Source organism: Paenibacillus harenae (genome assembly GCF_030812415.1).
Taxonomy (GTDB): Bacteria; Bacillota; Bacilli; order Paenibacillales; family Paenibacillaceae; genus Pristimantibacillus; species Pristimantibacillus harenae_A.
This window is the reverse complement of record NZ_JAUSST010000002.1, coordinates 586396-600159: the sequence shown is the minus strand read 5'-3', so window position 1 is coordinate 600159 and position 13764 is coordinate 586396. Positions and strand designations below refer to the sequence as shown.

At 52.4% G+C, this 13764-nt stretch carries 13 protein-coding genes; 2 read left to right on the top strand and 11 right to left on the bottom strand.

Going from position 1 to position 13764, the window contains the following annotated elements:
* Positions 1 to 43: 43 nt before the first annotated feature.
* The 10 genes from J2T14_RS07590 to J2T14_RS07545 form a co-directional block, all read right to left on the bottom strand.
* Entirely contained in the window at positions 44 to 2350 is a 2307-nt protein-coding gene (locus J2T14_RS07590; protein ID WP_307469463.1) for a penicillin-binding protein, read from the bottom strand.
* Between the two features lie 12 nt (positions 2351 to 2362).
* A complete protein-coding gene (gene ftsL, locus J2T14_RS07585; RefSeq protein WP_307203790.1) occupies positions 2363 to 2770 on the bottom strand; it encodes a cell division protein FtsL in 408 nt (135 codons plus the stop codon).
* 18 nt (positions 2771 to 2788) lie between these two features.
* Complete coding sequence (gene rsmH, locus J2T14_RS07580) at positions 2789 to 3739, bottom strand: 16S rRNA (cytosine(1402)-N(4))-methyltransferase RsmH (RefSeq protein WP_307469460.1); 951 nt, start codon at positions 3737 to 3739, stop codon at positions 2789 to 2791.
* Positions 3740 to 3769: 30 nt separating this feature from the next.
* Positions 3770 to 4207, bottom strand: a complete 438-nt coding sequence (gene mraZ, locus J2T14_RS07575; protein WP_307469458.1) for a division/cell wall cluster transcriptional repressor MraZ — start codon at positions 4205 to 4207, stop codon at positions 3770 to 3772.
* 249 nt (positions 4208 to 4456) lie between these two features.
* A complete protein-coding gene (locus J2T14_RS07570; protein ID WP_307469457.1) occupies positions 4457 to 5461 on the bottom strand; it encodes a DUF4349 domain-containing protein in 1005 nt (334 codons plus the stop codon).
* A 129-nt stretch (positions 5462 to 5590) separates the two neighbouring features.
* A complete protein-coding gene (locus tag J2T14_RS07565; protein WP_307469455.1) occupies positions 5591 to 6853 on the bottom strand; it encodes an adenosylhomocysteinase in 1263 nt (420 codons plus the stop codon).
* 22 nt (positions 6854 to 6875) lie between these two features.
* Positions 6876 to 8516 (bottom strand): bacillithiol biosynthesis cysteine-adding enzyme BshC, encoded by a 1641-nt coding sequence (gene bshC / locus J2T14_RS07560; protein WP_307469454.1) that lies wholly within the window; start codon positions 8514 to 8516, stop codon positions 6876 to 6878.
* 112 nt (positions 8517 to 8628) lie between these two features.
* Complete coding sequence (locus J2T14_RS07555; protein WP_307469451.1) at positions 8629 to 9024, bottom strand: DUF3397 domain-containing protein; 396 nt, start codon at positions 9022 to 9024, stop codon at positions 8629 to 8631.
* Positions 9005 to 10033, bottom strand: coding sequence for a ketopantoate reductase family protein (locus tag J2T14_RS07550; RefSeq protein ID WP_307469449.1), 1029 nt, complete (start codon positions 10031 to 10033; stop codon positions 9005 to 9007). The genes J2T14_RS07555 and J2T14_RS07550 overlap by 20 nt, the downstream gene beginning before the upstream one ends.
* 128 nt (positions 10034 to 10161) lie before the next feature.
* Positions 10162 to 10818 carry an RsfA family transcriptional regulator gene (locus J2T14_RS07545; protein WP_307203781.1) on the bottom strand — a complete coding sequence of 219 codons (657 nt, stop codon included), beginning with the start codon at positions 10816 to 10818 and terminating at the stop codon, positions 10162 to 10164.
* Positions 10819 to 11081: 263 nt separating this feature from the next.
* On the opposite strand from J2T14_RS07545, the gene J2T14_RS07540 reads away from it, so the two are divergent.
* Positions 11082 to 11318, top strand: coding sequence for a DUF2626 domain-containing protein (locus J2T14_RS07540; RefSeq protein WP_307203780.1), 237 nt, complete (start codon positions 11082 to 11084; stop codon positions 11316 to 11318).
* 59 nt (positions 11319 to 11377) lie between these two features.
* Here the strand turns inward: J2T14_RS07540 and J2T14_RS07535 are convergent, their stop codons facing one another.
* Positions 11378 to 12532: a class I SAM-dependent methyltransferase gene (locus tag J2T14_RS07535; protein WP_307469446.1), complete on the bottom strand. Its 1155-nt coding sequence runs from the start codon at positions 12530 to 12532 to the stop codon at positions 11378 to 11380.
* Between the two features lie 81 nt (positions 12533 to 12613).
* Between J2T14_RS07535 and J2T14_RS07530 the strand changes: the two genes are divergently transcribed.
* The gene (locus tag J2T14_RS07530) at positions 12614 to 13714 is read left to right on the top strand and encodes a coiled-coil domain-containing protein (protein ID WP_307469438.1); all 1101 of its coding nucleotides are present in this window, start codon (positions 12614 to 12616) and stop codon (positions 13712 to 13714) included.
* Positions 13715 to 13764 lie beyond the last annotated feature (50 nt).

Sequence of the window (13764 nt, the reverse complement as noted above, 5' to 3'; positions counted from 1 at the left end):
GGGTTATAGAACAAGCTATCTGCCGTAAAGTCCGCTGCCGTTGCTACTCCGAGGTAATCGAATTCTGCTGCTCTCCGCCGCTCTCGCCGTCTTGATCTCCTGTTGCATTCGAATCGCCGTTGTCGGCTTCTCCGGTATCGCCAGTCCCGTTGTTTTGTTCATCGCTCGAATCGGCAGACCCGTCATCCCCTTCGACTGCGCCCGCTCCCGTCTGCGGTGCAAGCACAATCTTCAGCGTACGCTTGCCGTTCTTCGTCTCTTCCTTCTGCGAGACGACGTAGCCTTGTCCCTCAGGCATAAGCTGAATGCCGAGCAAGGTCGTGATCTCCAGCGCGTCGCGCAGAGAAAGTCCTGTCATATTCGGCACTTTAAGCTTGTCTCGCTGTTCCGTCAGCAAGTAGACGCGCTGACTTGGGTTAACGATACTGCCGGCAGCCGGGATTTGCTGCAGCACGGTTTTGCCATTGCCGATCAGCTCGTACTGAATGTTCTTCGGCGTCAAAGTCGCTTTCGCCTGTGCAACCAATAAATCCGTAACCGCAGGAACGACAACCGGCGCTTCCTTCTTCGCCTCTTCCTTGATTAAGCTCGTATCCGGCATAATGCCCATATGGCGCAAGCTCTTGAGCATAATCTCGCGGAAAGCCGGAGCCGCTACCAAACCGCCGCCGACCGTGCTGTCATCCGGCTCGTCGACCACGATATACAGGACGATCTTCGGATTCTCGACCGGCGCATACCCGACAAAGGATACGACGAACTTATCCTCGGAATATTTGCCATCGATCGACTTCTCCGCCGTACCCGTCTTGCCTGCAATCCGATACCCTTCGATGAAAGCTCTTCTGCCCGTACCGATCTCTTGGTCGGATACGACCTGCTCCAAATATTCGCCTACTTTGCGCGACGTTTCCTTCGAGATCACTTGGCGAACGACCTTCGGTTCGAACACGGTCGTCTTCTTCGTCGTCGGATCCGTAATGCTCTTAATGATTTGCGGCTGCATCAGCTTGCCGCCGTTGGCGACAGCCGCTACGGCAGCCACTTGCTGGATCGGCGTTACCGCGACACCTTGCCCGATAGCTGCCGTCGCCACCTCGATCGGATACTGCATCTGCAGTACGCCGGTTCGCTCGCCGCTTAGCTGGATGCCCGTTTTCTGAGCGAAGCCGAACTTGGTCAAATAATCGCGCAGCTTCTCCGCTCCAAGCTTCTCATAGCCTAAGTTAACGAAGGCAACGTTACTCGAATGCTTGAGACCGTCCAAATAGGAGATCGTCCCCCAGCCGCCGCGCTGAATATCGCGAATCGTATCGCCGTAGATCGTCACGCTGCCCGACTTATACGTTTCATTCGGATTGAAGACGCCTTCTTCCACCGCAGCTGCGAGCGTCATAATCTTGAACGTCGAGCCCGGCTCGTATAACGAAACGACGCCATGATTATTGTAGTTGGCATAATTGCTGTCCCAATAGGAGTTCGGATTAAACTCCGGCATATTCGCCATCGCCAATATTTCCATCGTGTTCGGATCCGCTGCGATTGCCGTAATGCTCTTGGGATTGTACTTCGCAACGATTTCGCGAAGCGCTTCCTCCACGTAACTCTGGATGATGCTATCGATCGTCAGCGCGATATCCTGACCTTCCTCGGGCGCTTGGTACTCCACTTCCCCATCTGACAATTGGACTCTCTTTCCGTCCTTCAAAAATTTAATTTCTCCGTTAACTCCTTCCAACTGATCGTTAAAATAAGCCTCTACGCCCGACTTCGCCTTGCCCTCCTTATCGACGAACCCTACCAATTGCGAGGCCAGCAACTGACTAGGATAATAGCGTTTCAGCTCATCCATCAAATAAATGCCGACATCGCTGACTTTCTTCTTATCCTTGGCGAGCTGTTCCTTTATTTCGTCACGCAGCGCCTTAACCTGGTCCGCCAGCGCTTTATCGATCTTAAAGCCCTCCTGGCGCACCTCGCGCTGTTTGTAAAAAGCGCCTTTATCGTCTTTGGCCGTCACTATTTTACGGAGCTCGGACTCCGGTTTATTCAATATTTTATGTAGTCCCGCTACCACTTCTTCCGTAATTCCCGCATCGTTAATCGCTTGCGGATTGACCGCTACCGTATACGCATGCGAATCCATGGCAATCACGTTGCCGTTGCGATCCGTTATCGTGCCGCGCTTCGCTACGATCGTCTCCTGCGCCGACCAGCGCTTCACCGCACGTTCATACCATTCCGCGCCATCAACGACTTGCACCCAATAGATTCGGCTTATTAGAAAGAAAAAAAGGAGGGTCATTATCCCTCCAAATACCAATGTCCGCAATTTAATTCTTTTCTTCATCGTTCAACCACCTCATTCACGCATAGCGGATTGCACGCCGTCACCGTTCACGCCGGTCTTCACCGTAATCCCGCTGTCGGTTATGCTCACCATCCCTTGCGTCTCGGCCATCTTGCGAATTCGTTCCGGATCGTTCAGCATCTCGACTTGCTTCTTCAGTTCTTCCATTTCGACATTCATCGTCTGATACTCGTTGTTCAACTGCTTGATTTGGAGGTTCATATCGTAGATTTGCGCGTACCTTGAAATAATGACAAAGGCCACAACAACGCACATCAGGATAGTGAACAAATAGAGCAGCTTCTCTTGCATCGGAATCGTTTTTTTCTTAACCACTACGCGTTTCGTATCACGGATAGCCTGCTGCTTCTCCGGCTTTCGCTTCGGTTGCAGGGCCAAGTTGCCATTCACGTACGCCATCTCAAATCCCCCTCTAGCTTACAATTTTTGTGCGACTCTAAGTTTCGCCGACCGTGCTCGCGGATTCAGCTCAAGCTCTCTTTCGCTTGGCACGATCGGTTTGCGATTCACTAATTTCAATACGCCTTTATTGCCGCATACGCACAACGGGAAGTCCGTCGGACATGTGCATTTCTCCACGTATTTCGCAAAAATTTGTTTGCAGATTCGATCCTCCAACGAATGGAACGTAATGACCGATGCCCGCCCGCCCGGCTTCAAGCATCTGACCGCCTGCTCCAGAGCCTCTTCCTCTGCGCCTAATTCGTCGTTAACCGCTATGCGCAGCGCTTGGAACGACCGCTTCGCCGGATGGCCGCCGGTCCGCCTGGTCGCAGCCGGTATCGCCATCTTAATCAGCTCGGCCAGCTCGCCGGTCTTCTCGATCGGCGCCTTCTCCCTCGCTTTAACGATCGATCTGGCAATATTGCGGGCGAACTTCTCTTCGCCGTAACGATCGAGAATACGGGATAGGTCCCGTTCCTCCCATGTGTTCACAATCTCGTGAGCGGTTAGATGCTCCTCGCGGTCCATTCGCATATCGAGCGGCGCATCGTGATTGTAGCTGAACCCCCGTTCCGCCTCGTCTAGCTGCGGGCTGGAGACGCCGAGATCGAATAAAATCCCGTCGACCTGCGGTATGCCGTCCTGTACCGGTACGCCGCAGCCGAGCAGCTGCTGCTCGAGCTCGCGGAAATTGCTCCTGACGAGCGTTACTTTATCCATATATGGCGCCAGCCTAACTCGAGCGTTGTCTAGCGCCAGATCATCCTGATCGAATGCGATCAAACGGCCTCCCTTGCCAAGCCGCGACGCGATGAGCTCGCTATGACCTGCTCCTCCAAGCGTACAATCGACATAAATGCCGTCCGGCTTGATATCGAGGCCATCAACTGCTTCTTCCAATAGCACGGTAATATGCTGAAACACGTATCAGCCCTCCTAATCTTGTTGTCGTCTCTAGAAGTTGAAATCGAAATCGACGAGCTTCTCCGCAATTTCGTTGAACGCCTGCTCCGATTGCTCGTAGTAGCCGTCCCATGTTTGTTTGCTCCATATTTCCACGCGGCCGGACACGCCAAGCACCATGCATTCCTTGTCCAGCTTCGCGTATTCGCGCAGATGACTGGGTAAGTTTACCCTTCCCTGTTTGTCCAGCTCGCATTCGGTTGCCCCGGAGAAGAAAAACCGGGTGAACGCACGAGCATCCGCCTTCATCAGCGGCAATGTTTTAAGCTTCTCTTCCAAGACGGACCACTCGCTCATCGGATAGACGAACAAGCAATTATCGAGACCGCGGGTAGCGATAAAGGTAGAACCGAGTGAATCGCGGAACTTTGCTGGGATGATTATACGGCCTTTTTCATCGATGCTATGTTGAAACTCCCCCATAAACATAAGTCCGCTCCACCCCTCCCCACAAGCTCTCCACTTTCCCCCACTTTTCCCCACTAAGATAAACTAGTTCGCCACCTAAAATAAAAATCCTGCTCTGTGAGCAGGATTTTTGAGAAAATGTTCAGTTTTAGTTATAGAGTCATGAACACAGCATAATTACCTTAGGGATTAGTACCTATTTTCTATATTCGTCAAGAAGGGAATATTTTCGACATCCCGTGAAAAACCCGACCTTGCACCCTTGAACGGTTACCCGGCTGGAGGTACATTGTCGTCATCGGCTGGCGGGTTGCCGCTGCCGCCGCTTGCCGATCTGCGTTTGCGCTTCATCATCCAAACGACCGGAATGGCAATAATCGCAAGCACAACGAGAACAGGGAGCGCGCCTGCGACGATAACAAGCAGCAGCTGAAGCCCAGCGACCACCGTTTTGGCACTGCCCGTCAGCGCATCCGACATTTTGGCACCGAGCCCCTTCTTCTCCCCGCTGGCCGTATATAAGCTCTGATCCGTTTGATAGAGACGGAGCTCGACGGTCGAATAAGCGACGTTATGATCGAGATACCGCAGCCGGCCTTTCAAAACTTCGATCTCCTCCTGCACGGCGGACAGCTGATTCGAGAACTTGAGCAGATCATCGGCCTTAGCCGCTTGCTCCATCATTACAAGCAGTCTTGACTCCACCAATTGCTTCGCCTTCAGTCTTGATTCGGTGTCTACATACTGCTCGGACACGTCCTTGCCGGTTACATTCGTTTCGAAATGCCGATGCTCGATTTCGCCGATACGGTCAATGAACGGCATAAAGCCGTCCGCAGGCACCTTGATCGTGTATGTCGAACCGATTTCGCCGTTTTGCTTCGTGTCCTGAAATTGCAAAATATAAGACCCGCTCTGGTGGATGGCATTCTTCAGCGCTGTCCTCGCTGCCTCTAACTCTTCTACCTCCATGGACAGCGCAGCCGAATAAATGATCTTCTGGCTGAATGCATCCGTCTGAGCCGCTGCGCCGCTAGCGAAACCGGTACCGGGCTGCTCTGCATTCCCTTGTGCCTCACCGTCTTCTGCACTCGCTTGCGTTGTAACCTCCATGGCCGACTCATCTGCGCTTTGTGCCACGTTCTTGTTCGAGCTTCCTTCTTCTGACATGCCTCCGCTATCTGAATTGGCAGATGAGCAAGCCGCGAGCAGCAGGACCAGCATGACGACCAGCGGCGTTAGCCATTGAAATCTGGTTCTTTCACCCGACATCATAAAACTCCCCCTTCTTATTTTCCACTATGACGAGGAAAGCTTACAAAAGGTTTCCGTGCCTGCGCCTCTAATCAAAAATAAAAGCAAGCAGGCCGCCCGATTACCCGGGCGGCCTGCTTAACAAACTTTCTATTCTTCCTTCCAGCTGTCGAGATACGCCTTCTGCTGCTCGCTCAACGTATCGATGGCGAAGCCAAGCGATTCAAGCTTCAGTCGAGCAACTTGCTCATCCAGCTCGTAAGGAACTTTCTCAACATGGCTGCCAAGCTCCTTATAGCGGTCGTTCACATATTGAAGCGACAACGCTTGAAGCGCAAACGTCATATCCATAATTTCCGCCGGGTGGCCGTCGCCGGCCGCGAGGTTGACAAGCCGACCTTCGGCAAGCAGATAAATGCTTCGTCCATCCTTCAGCCGATATTCTTCGATGTTCTTGCGAACGGTGCGAATGTTGCTCGAAAGCGCAGCAAGCTCCGGCTTGTTCACTTCGACGTCGAAATGTCCGGCATTGGACAAGATTGCGCCGTTCTTCATTACTTCGTAATGCTCGCCGCGAATCACATCGCGGTTGCCTGTTACGGTAACGAAAATTTCGCCGACTTTAGCAGCTTCAAGCATTGGCATAACGGCGAAACCGTCCATATATGCCTCGACTGCTTTAATCGCGTCGATTTCCGTCACGACGACATTCGCGCCAAGCCCTTTCGCACGCATCGCAACGCCCTTGCCGCACCAGCCGTAGCCGACAACGACAACCGTCTTGCCAGCGACAACGAGATTCGTCGTACGATTGATGCCATCGAACACGGACTGGCCCGTACCGTAACGATTGTCGAACAAATGCTTGCAAAACGCGTCATTGACCGCAACCATCGGGAATGCGAGCGAGCCGTCCTTCTCCATTGCCTTCAGGCGAATGATGCCCGTCGTCGTTTCTTCCGCGCCGCCGCGGATATTGACGGCGAGATCCTTCCGCTCGGAGTGCAAGATCGTTGCCAAGTCGCCGCCGTCGTCAATAATCAGATCCGGCTTCGATTCCAGCGCTTTAATGTTCAGTTCCTTGAACTCCTGCGCAGACGGGTTGTACTTCGCGAATACCGTAATTCCGTCCTCTACGAGCGCTGCGCACACGTCGTCCTGCGTCGATAGAGGGTTGCTGCCTGTAATCGTAACTTCTGCTCCGCCAGCTTTGACCACTTTGGCCAAGTAAGCCGTCTTCGCTTCAAGGTGAAGCGCGATCGTTACCTTTAATCCTTTGAACGGCTGCTCCTTCTCGAATTGCTCGCGAATGCGGTTAAGTACCGGCATATGGGCGCTAACCCAATCGATCTTAAGATGGCCTTCCGGCGCTAAGGAAAGATCGGTAATAATGCTTTTATCAATAGTGTTCATTATGTTTCGTTAGCCTCCAGTATTATAGGTGTACGATTTCATGGCCGCCCGTTCGGCTATATGGCGCTTCCAGCAATTTGTCCAGCCAATTGAGGCCATAGCGATTCCAATAGATAACCATGTTAAGGACGCGCTCTTGCGGCTTGCCCGCAGGCTTGACAGACAGTCCGATACGGTCCAACTGCCGAATCGACGCCTCGAACTGCTTGTTGAACGTGTCTACCGTCTTCGAGCCCATGTATTCGATCTGCTCGACGATCTTCTGCATGTTCGTGTCGCCGAGCTTCGCAAGCGACGGCGCAACCGATGTCGCCAGCTCAAGCAGCGGCTTATACAGCTCGATGAACGATTGCTTTGCGCTATCGAACTGTCCTTCGATCGAAAGGCCATCCTGCTGCTTCAACCAATCTGCCTTCCGATCCTCGAAACGTTCCATCACATCGGAGAAAGTCAGCTCATACTTCTGCATATGCTTTGCTACCGTTCCCTCGATCAGCGTGTACGACATGCGCGGCACGATGATCGGCATTTCCATGCCAAGCATACGGAAGGCACCGCCTGTCAGCGCCCAGTAAGCGATCTCTCCCGGGCCAAGCACCGTCGCAAGCACAGGGAACAGATAATCCTGCATTAAAGGACGCGTCAGCACGTTGTTGCTGAATTGCTCCGGACGGCTTTCCGCGAGCTGCAGCAGCTCATCCTTCGTTATCGACAGCGTTTGCTTGCGGTCTTGGAAAGATCCGCCAAGCTTGTGCAGCAGCGTACGCTCGTCGCCTTTATCCGCTTGGAACAGGAATAGATTCGCACTGCCCGCCACGACATCTGCCTGCAGCGTATAGCCGAGCGTCTTCACCTGCTCAGCCGTTCTCACATAGGCTTGCTCCAGCTCATCGTTCCGTTCGATCATTTGTTTGAACATAGGAGCTTCCACGCGCCGCAGCGCGGGATCGTCGGCATCGAGCAGCACGAGGCCTTCCTTGCCGAACAAGCGGCCGAGAAGGGCTGCGAACATATCCGACAACGAGCTCGAATGCAGCGCCATATCGCGCAGTTCCTCAACTAATGGCCCTTTGAACTCGGAATGCGGCAATGCCGCTTCGAGCTCTTGCAGCAGTTGCTCCCACGCTTCCGCAGATACACTCGTCCGGCTTACGCAGGTACGAGCCCCCTCCGGGCGCGCCATGGACAGCTTGCGCAGCTCCTGCTCGGCGGTCAGCACGTAAGCATGATTCGCCTCGTCCCAATCATGATCTTCGCCGGCGATCCAGAACACCGGCACGACCTGTCTTCCTAGCTGTGCGCTCGCCGACTTGGCGGCATTTATAATGGATACGGCTTTATGTATAACGAGAAGCGGCCCTGTCCATAGACCGGCTTGTTGGCCGCCTACGACGACCGGAGCTCCTTCCGCAATCGCGGCAATGTTCGAAGCGGTCTCGGCGGACGGCTTCAGTCTCGCTTGATAGGCCGTCAATACTGCGGCAACATCCGATGCGTTCGCTCTCGCTCCGGCCCTTGCGGCAAGACTATCGAGCCTTGAGGCCCATGCTTGCTCTTCCCCCGGGTGATAGCCGAATAAATCGATGATTCGATCGTCAGTCCGATGAATGAAAGCTTCCGTTAAAGGCTGAGCACTCGTAAGTTTATATATTTCATTATTCATAGCGCAGTCATAAGCCTCCTAATTGCATGTCGTCCGTGCTCCAATTGTACACAAAGGATAAGCCGCCCGTCAAAACAAAAACGCCCCGCGCGTTTGCGAAACGTTTTAGCGTTTATATTTTGAAGAATGTTTCGCCCAGCCCGATGAACATGAGCAGAACGTACAGCACGGCCATCGAGAAGAAGCTAAGCCGCCAAACGGTGCGAAAAATTTTTTTCGCGTCGACGATTCCCCTCTTGCGGAATTGCGCATTTCCAAGCAGCCCCGCTCCAAGAACCATCACAAGCAAAATGCCATATAGTCCGAACCGGCTGCCGAACTGTTTATCGAATAATACAGCGACAATGCCGATTAGAAAAACGGTCGTTACGTCCATCGCGAGACGTACCGCCTTCTTCGTATCCTTCGCATAGACCTTGTAAGCAAAGAAAACGATGATGAAAGGAATGACTGGGATTAACGCCAAATAACCGTATATATGTACAATGCTATTCCATATCGCGTCCATCCAAGCTTACCCCTTTCGGATTCATCCTTCCCTGCATCGCTTCAATCAACGCAATGACGGCCAGGTTCAGCGGCGCATTTATTCCGTGTCGTTCCGCAAGATCCGCGATGCCGCCGTTAATGGCTTCTATCTCGGTCGATCGACCCGCTCTCACATCGCTCAGCATCGACGATATATTTCCGCTAGTACGGCCGCACACATCGAGCACGCTCTGCCAGCCTTCTCGCGGCGGCGTCATGCCCGCCTTCACAAGTATCATCTCCGACTCCGCATAAAGAGCTCGCATTAACGCCTCGCGCCGCGGGTGGTTCGGCAAGTCGCCATTGTTAACGTCGAAGATGGAAGTAAGCGGATTAATGACGGCGTTCACAAGTAATTTGTTATAGATCCGATCCATCATCTCCTCGGAATCATTCGACAGAAAAGCGGCAAATCCTGCCGATTGAAGCGTCTTCAGCAACATTTTTTGCTCATTTCCGCTCCTATTATCCCCGTTGCTCCCCTTCTCGTCCATTGATCCGAACCATAGCTCTCCTGCTCCCGTATGGCTGACGGTACGCATGTCCAATCGTCTAGCGCCATCGGATGTCACAGCGGCATACAGTGGCATTCCCGCCATCGCATCGCCTATCTTCCGCATATGGCCGATTCCGTTCTGAAGCGCCAGTACGGCAGTGAAGGCTTGTCCTTCCCGGGCCGGGCCGGCAAGTGCGGCAATCCTGGACAGAAGAGGATCATCCAGGTGTGTCTGCTTCACCGTTATAATAATCCACTTAGAAGCGTGTTCGATGGTAGGATTCGCATTTGCATGCTCGATCCAGTCGCTCCGCAAGCGTACGGCTTGCTCTTTGCCGTCCAGCCGGTGAAGAAGCAATCCTTGCTTTGCAATAAGTTCGGCCTGTTCCATCGTTCTCGTCCATATCGTAACGCGTGCGCCCGCCGCTGCGAGCTTCGCGCTTATTAATAACCCGATCGAGCCGGCTCCAACGACATGTATTTGCACGTCCATGCCCCTTTCGAAATGGCAATATTACCCTAACCCGCTTCGATACATGGTATCAAACGTTCCCTATAACGGGCAAGAGGCTTACCGCTGTATTCGCGCGGCAAGCCTCTTTCCCATGTCCATTTTATAACTTATTCGATACGTTCCAAATTTCCGTTTGCGTCCATCTTGAAACGCGGCTTTGCTTCTTCTTCACTCGTCAGCACGGTTAAGCGGCGAGCACGGTCCATGATCTGAATCAATGTTTTGTAATCGTCATTGACGGCACGGTAATCCGTTTGGACGTTGTTAACCTCGCGAGACAATCTCTCATTCTCGTCCCGAAGCCGGTATAGCTCCTCGTCCTTGTCTTTCAGCTCTTTCTCGAACAGCTTGATTTGACGCGACAAATCTTGATAGGTCGTCTTCCATCCGCGCAAAAAGCGAATAACGGCGTCTACCGACAAACCTTCTTCCATAGAAACGGCATCGCGCCCAAGGCCTAGACTGCGCTCCTCCGTCTCGTATACCGCTAGCGACGATACATGCGGCGTTGCCACTATCGTTTGTTTCTTCAAGTAATTGCGCTTCTGGCGCTGCTGTTTCGCAATTTGGATCGCTTCCTCATAACGCTTGCGAACACAGCTATTCCAGCGGAATCCGCATGCCGCGGATGTGCGCCCGATCCTTTCGCCCACTTCCTCAAAAGCCGCGAGCTGTGTACTTCCCTCTCTAATATGGCGTAGTGTAACCTCGGCGAGAATTAAATCGTCGTCCGGACTCCACGCATCTTGTCTGACTGCTGTCATGCAACCAAAACCTCCTAACGTAAAGGCGCTTACTTATCTCTATGCCCTTGGTAGAGTTCATAGAATCTATTGGATACTAATTTGTATAACCATTTTTTCAAACAATCATACATGTAAGTGCGCATATTGGAACAAACTATAGACAGACGGAAGGCTTCGGACAAAAAGTTTGCGATTTCGTCACGGATGAAGGTTTACACTCCTAGGGGCAAACGTTATAATGATTCTAGAAAATCGGGTCTTAGCGGAAGGGGGATGTTATCATGGCGCGCATGTATCGGGTACTTGGTTTTTGGACCTTGGTAATCGGACTAATGGCTTTCGCAGGCCACATGACGGAGTTTGCGTTACTGTTTTTCGCTCAGGCCGTCGCTTTTGTCTTTTTGGGATACTTGAATTTCTCCGAGAGAACTTACATAGCGATGTTCTGGGGTTATATGGTCATTGCTTTCGTAGGATTCACGTATTGGTCCGTATTTATGATGGATCTTCCTTTCTAAACAATCGACAGAGAAGAGAACGAAGAACGACGCCATCCACTCGGACAGGCGTCGTTTTTTCATTCGCTTTTCTCCAGGACCATCACTTTAAACGTTTCGCTCATTTGATCGCTTAGAAGCAGTTGCCTCACCGCTCTGTTCATTCGGGCCTCGGCGCCGAACGGATCTTGGCCGTCATGCTGCCGCAGCATGTCCATAATGCCGTTATCGAGCAGAAACTGCTTCTGGCTGGCATTATACACCGTTTTCCAACCGAGCCGCTCCGCAGCTTGACGTATTTGCGTAAAATTGACATGAGCCGTTATATCCTGCTCCCCTGGACGAACGAGCGGATTATCGCTTGCTTGATGCTTCCAGTAGCATAGCAGCGTGCCAAACATCCGATGCTCAGCCGCGTATTCCTGAGCCTCATGTCCATAATCAATCAAGATAAGCCTCCCGCGCCCCAGCTTGCTGCCAAGCATCCTCAGCCAATCCTCCGCGGCCAAATTCACTTCCGTTATTTGCCCCTTGCGAAGAATTATGCCGCTCCGTTCAAGCGTATGCTCTATCCGCTCGTCGGTAATCCGCATCCAAACATATTGAAAACCGCCGTTCGCCCCGTCTCTGGCGACACCTAGCTCATGCAGCTCACCTTGAACCCGTTGCACGCGATGAACGGGAAGCGCATCCAACAGCTCGTTCGCAATGACGACAGTAGGGCCGTTCCAATCCATAGCCCAAGCTTCGGCAGACGGAAGAATAGCTGTTTGCATACCGCCAATTCCCGCTGACTCCAGCTCTTCTACAGCCGTTTCCCGATGCACGGGATTATCGTCCACGAGAATCAAGCTTACCTTCTGCATCCATTCCGGATCCGACGACAGGCACGCCTGCGCGATCTGGGCGGATAATCGTCCCGTCCCCGCTCCCCATTCCATAAGCCGAAATGGTCCCCCGTGCTCGAGTCTATAATTCACAATGTATGAGGCTAGCGATCCTGCCATAACGGCGCCAATGGCTGAGCTTGTATAGAAGTCCCCTTTTTTGCCGATGCGTACGTTTCCGCCCCGGTAGTAGCCATCCGGTTCATCATAAAGGCAGAGCTCCATATAATCACGAAAACTAATGCATGGCATCGTATGGCGTTTACCGAATTCGTCCGCATTCCAACCCGATAATACGGAATCGTTAATTCGCTGCTCCAACCGACGCTTCAGTTCGTTATCGCCCATCGCATGTTCATCCTTTTCCAGATGTGAGATATAATAGATTTGATTGCCGCATAAAATGAATGCTGAGGAAGGAGGATGCCGGTGAGACAACCCACCATTCGAAGACGTATCGCCGTGACAGGCATAACCGCGCTGATCATGGCGCTGCTGTTAATCCGACTCCCCGTTTCGGCCGAGCCTCAGCCTGAAGTGAGTGACGACATCCATTCCGTTCTCGAGACAAGCTTGTCCGTTGTCGAGATTGACAAAGAGATCGGCCGCATTCAAGAAGAGAAGCAGGCATTGCTGCTGTCGATGGCCGATAAAGAGCAGCAGTTGGCGGAGCAGCAAGAGAAGATCGAGAGTAAGCGCGAGCAGGCAGGAAGCGTTCTGCGCGCTTACTATATGGGAGAACGGGATTTTCTGTTCACGGCTTTGCTTTCGGCCAATTCGCTATCCGATCTGTTCCAAATTATCGATTACGCCGACATCCTGATTACACATGACAAGCATACCCTGAACGGCTACGCGCAGCAATACGAGAAGATGAAGGAAGGTTATGAACAGCTCAAAGAACGGCAAATTGCGCTTGGCAGCCTCGAGGAGCGGCTGCAAACGCAGCGCAGCAGAGTGCTCGCTCTGGAGCAGCAGCTGGATGAACAGCTTGAAGGGCGCTCGGACGCCGAACGGCTTCGTTTGATGATCGGAGAGCTGACTTCGTTCTGGGAGACGGAGGGGCTTAAGGAAGTAAAGCAATATTTCAGCGAACTATCGAAGGCGATGCAGAAGCTGCCGTCATGGATACAGGACAACAAGACTTTTTTGGAAATTGAAGGTTTCAACTATACGCTCCGCGTGCCGCAAGACGACCTAAACGCCTTTCTGCGCGAGCAGAACGAAATGTTCGAACGATTCGCCTTTACTTTCGAAGATGGCAAAGTCACGGCCACTGGGAAGAGCGACAATCTGGAGATCAGCATAACCGGCAGCTATACGGTACAGGTTGAGCCTGCGAACGGCATTATATTTCATGTGGAGGAGTTGCTCTTTAACGGATTTAAGCTGCCGGATACGACCAGAAACTCTCTTGAGGAGGAATTCGATCTCGGTTTCTACCCCGGACTTATCATATCTTTCCTCGAAGCGAAATCCGTTGAAATCAAGGACGGAGAGCTCATCGTCAAGCTGAGCCTCAGTCTCTGATTATCAAATAACTACAAGTGTGCAAAATAAACGGCGGCTAATTCGCGAGT

Coding starts and splice junctions, on each gene's coding strand:
- J2T14_RS07590 (WP_307469463.1), bottom strand. CDS start 2,350: ATGAAGAAAAGAATTAAATTGCGGACATTGGTATTTGGAGGGATAATG.
- ftsL (WP_307203790.1), bottom strand. CDS start 2,770: ATGGCGTACGTGAATGGCAACTTGGCCCTGCAACCGAAGCGAAAGCCG.
- mraZ (WP_307469458.1), bottom strand. CDS start 4,207: ATGTTTATGGGGGAGTTTCAACATAGCATCGATGAAAAAGGCCGTATA.
- J2T14_RS07570 (WP_307469457.1), bottom strand. CDS start 5,461: ATGATGTCGGGTGAAAGAACCAGATTTCAATGGCTAACGCCGCTGGTC.
- J2T14_RS07565 (WP_307469455.1), bottom strand. CDS start 6,853: ATGAACACTATTGATAAAAGCATTATTACCGATCTTTCCTTAGCGCCG.
- bshC (WP_307469454.1), bottom strand. CDS start 8,516: ATGAATAATGAAATATATAAACTTACGAGTGCTCAGCCTTTAACGGAA.
- J2T14_RS07555 (WP_307469451.1), bottom strand. CDS start 9,024: ATGGACGCGATATGGAATAGCATTGTACATATATACGGTTATTTGGCG.
- J2T14_RS07550 (WP_307469449.1), bottom strand. CDS start 10,033: ATGGACGTGCAAATACATGTCGTTGGAGCCGGCTCGATCGGGTTATTA.
- J2T14_RS07545 (WP_307203781.1), bottom strand. CDS start 10,818: ATGACAGCAGTCAGACAAGATGCGTGGAGTCCGGACGACGATTTAATT.
- J2T14_RS07540 (WP_307203780.1), top strand. CDS start 11,082: ATGGCGCGCATGTATCGGGTACTTGGTTTTTGGACCTTGGTAATCGGA.
- J2T14_RS07535 (WP_307469446.1), bottom strand. CDS start 12,532: ATGGGCGATAACGAACTGAAGCGTCGGTTGGAGCAGCGAATTAACGAT.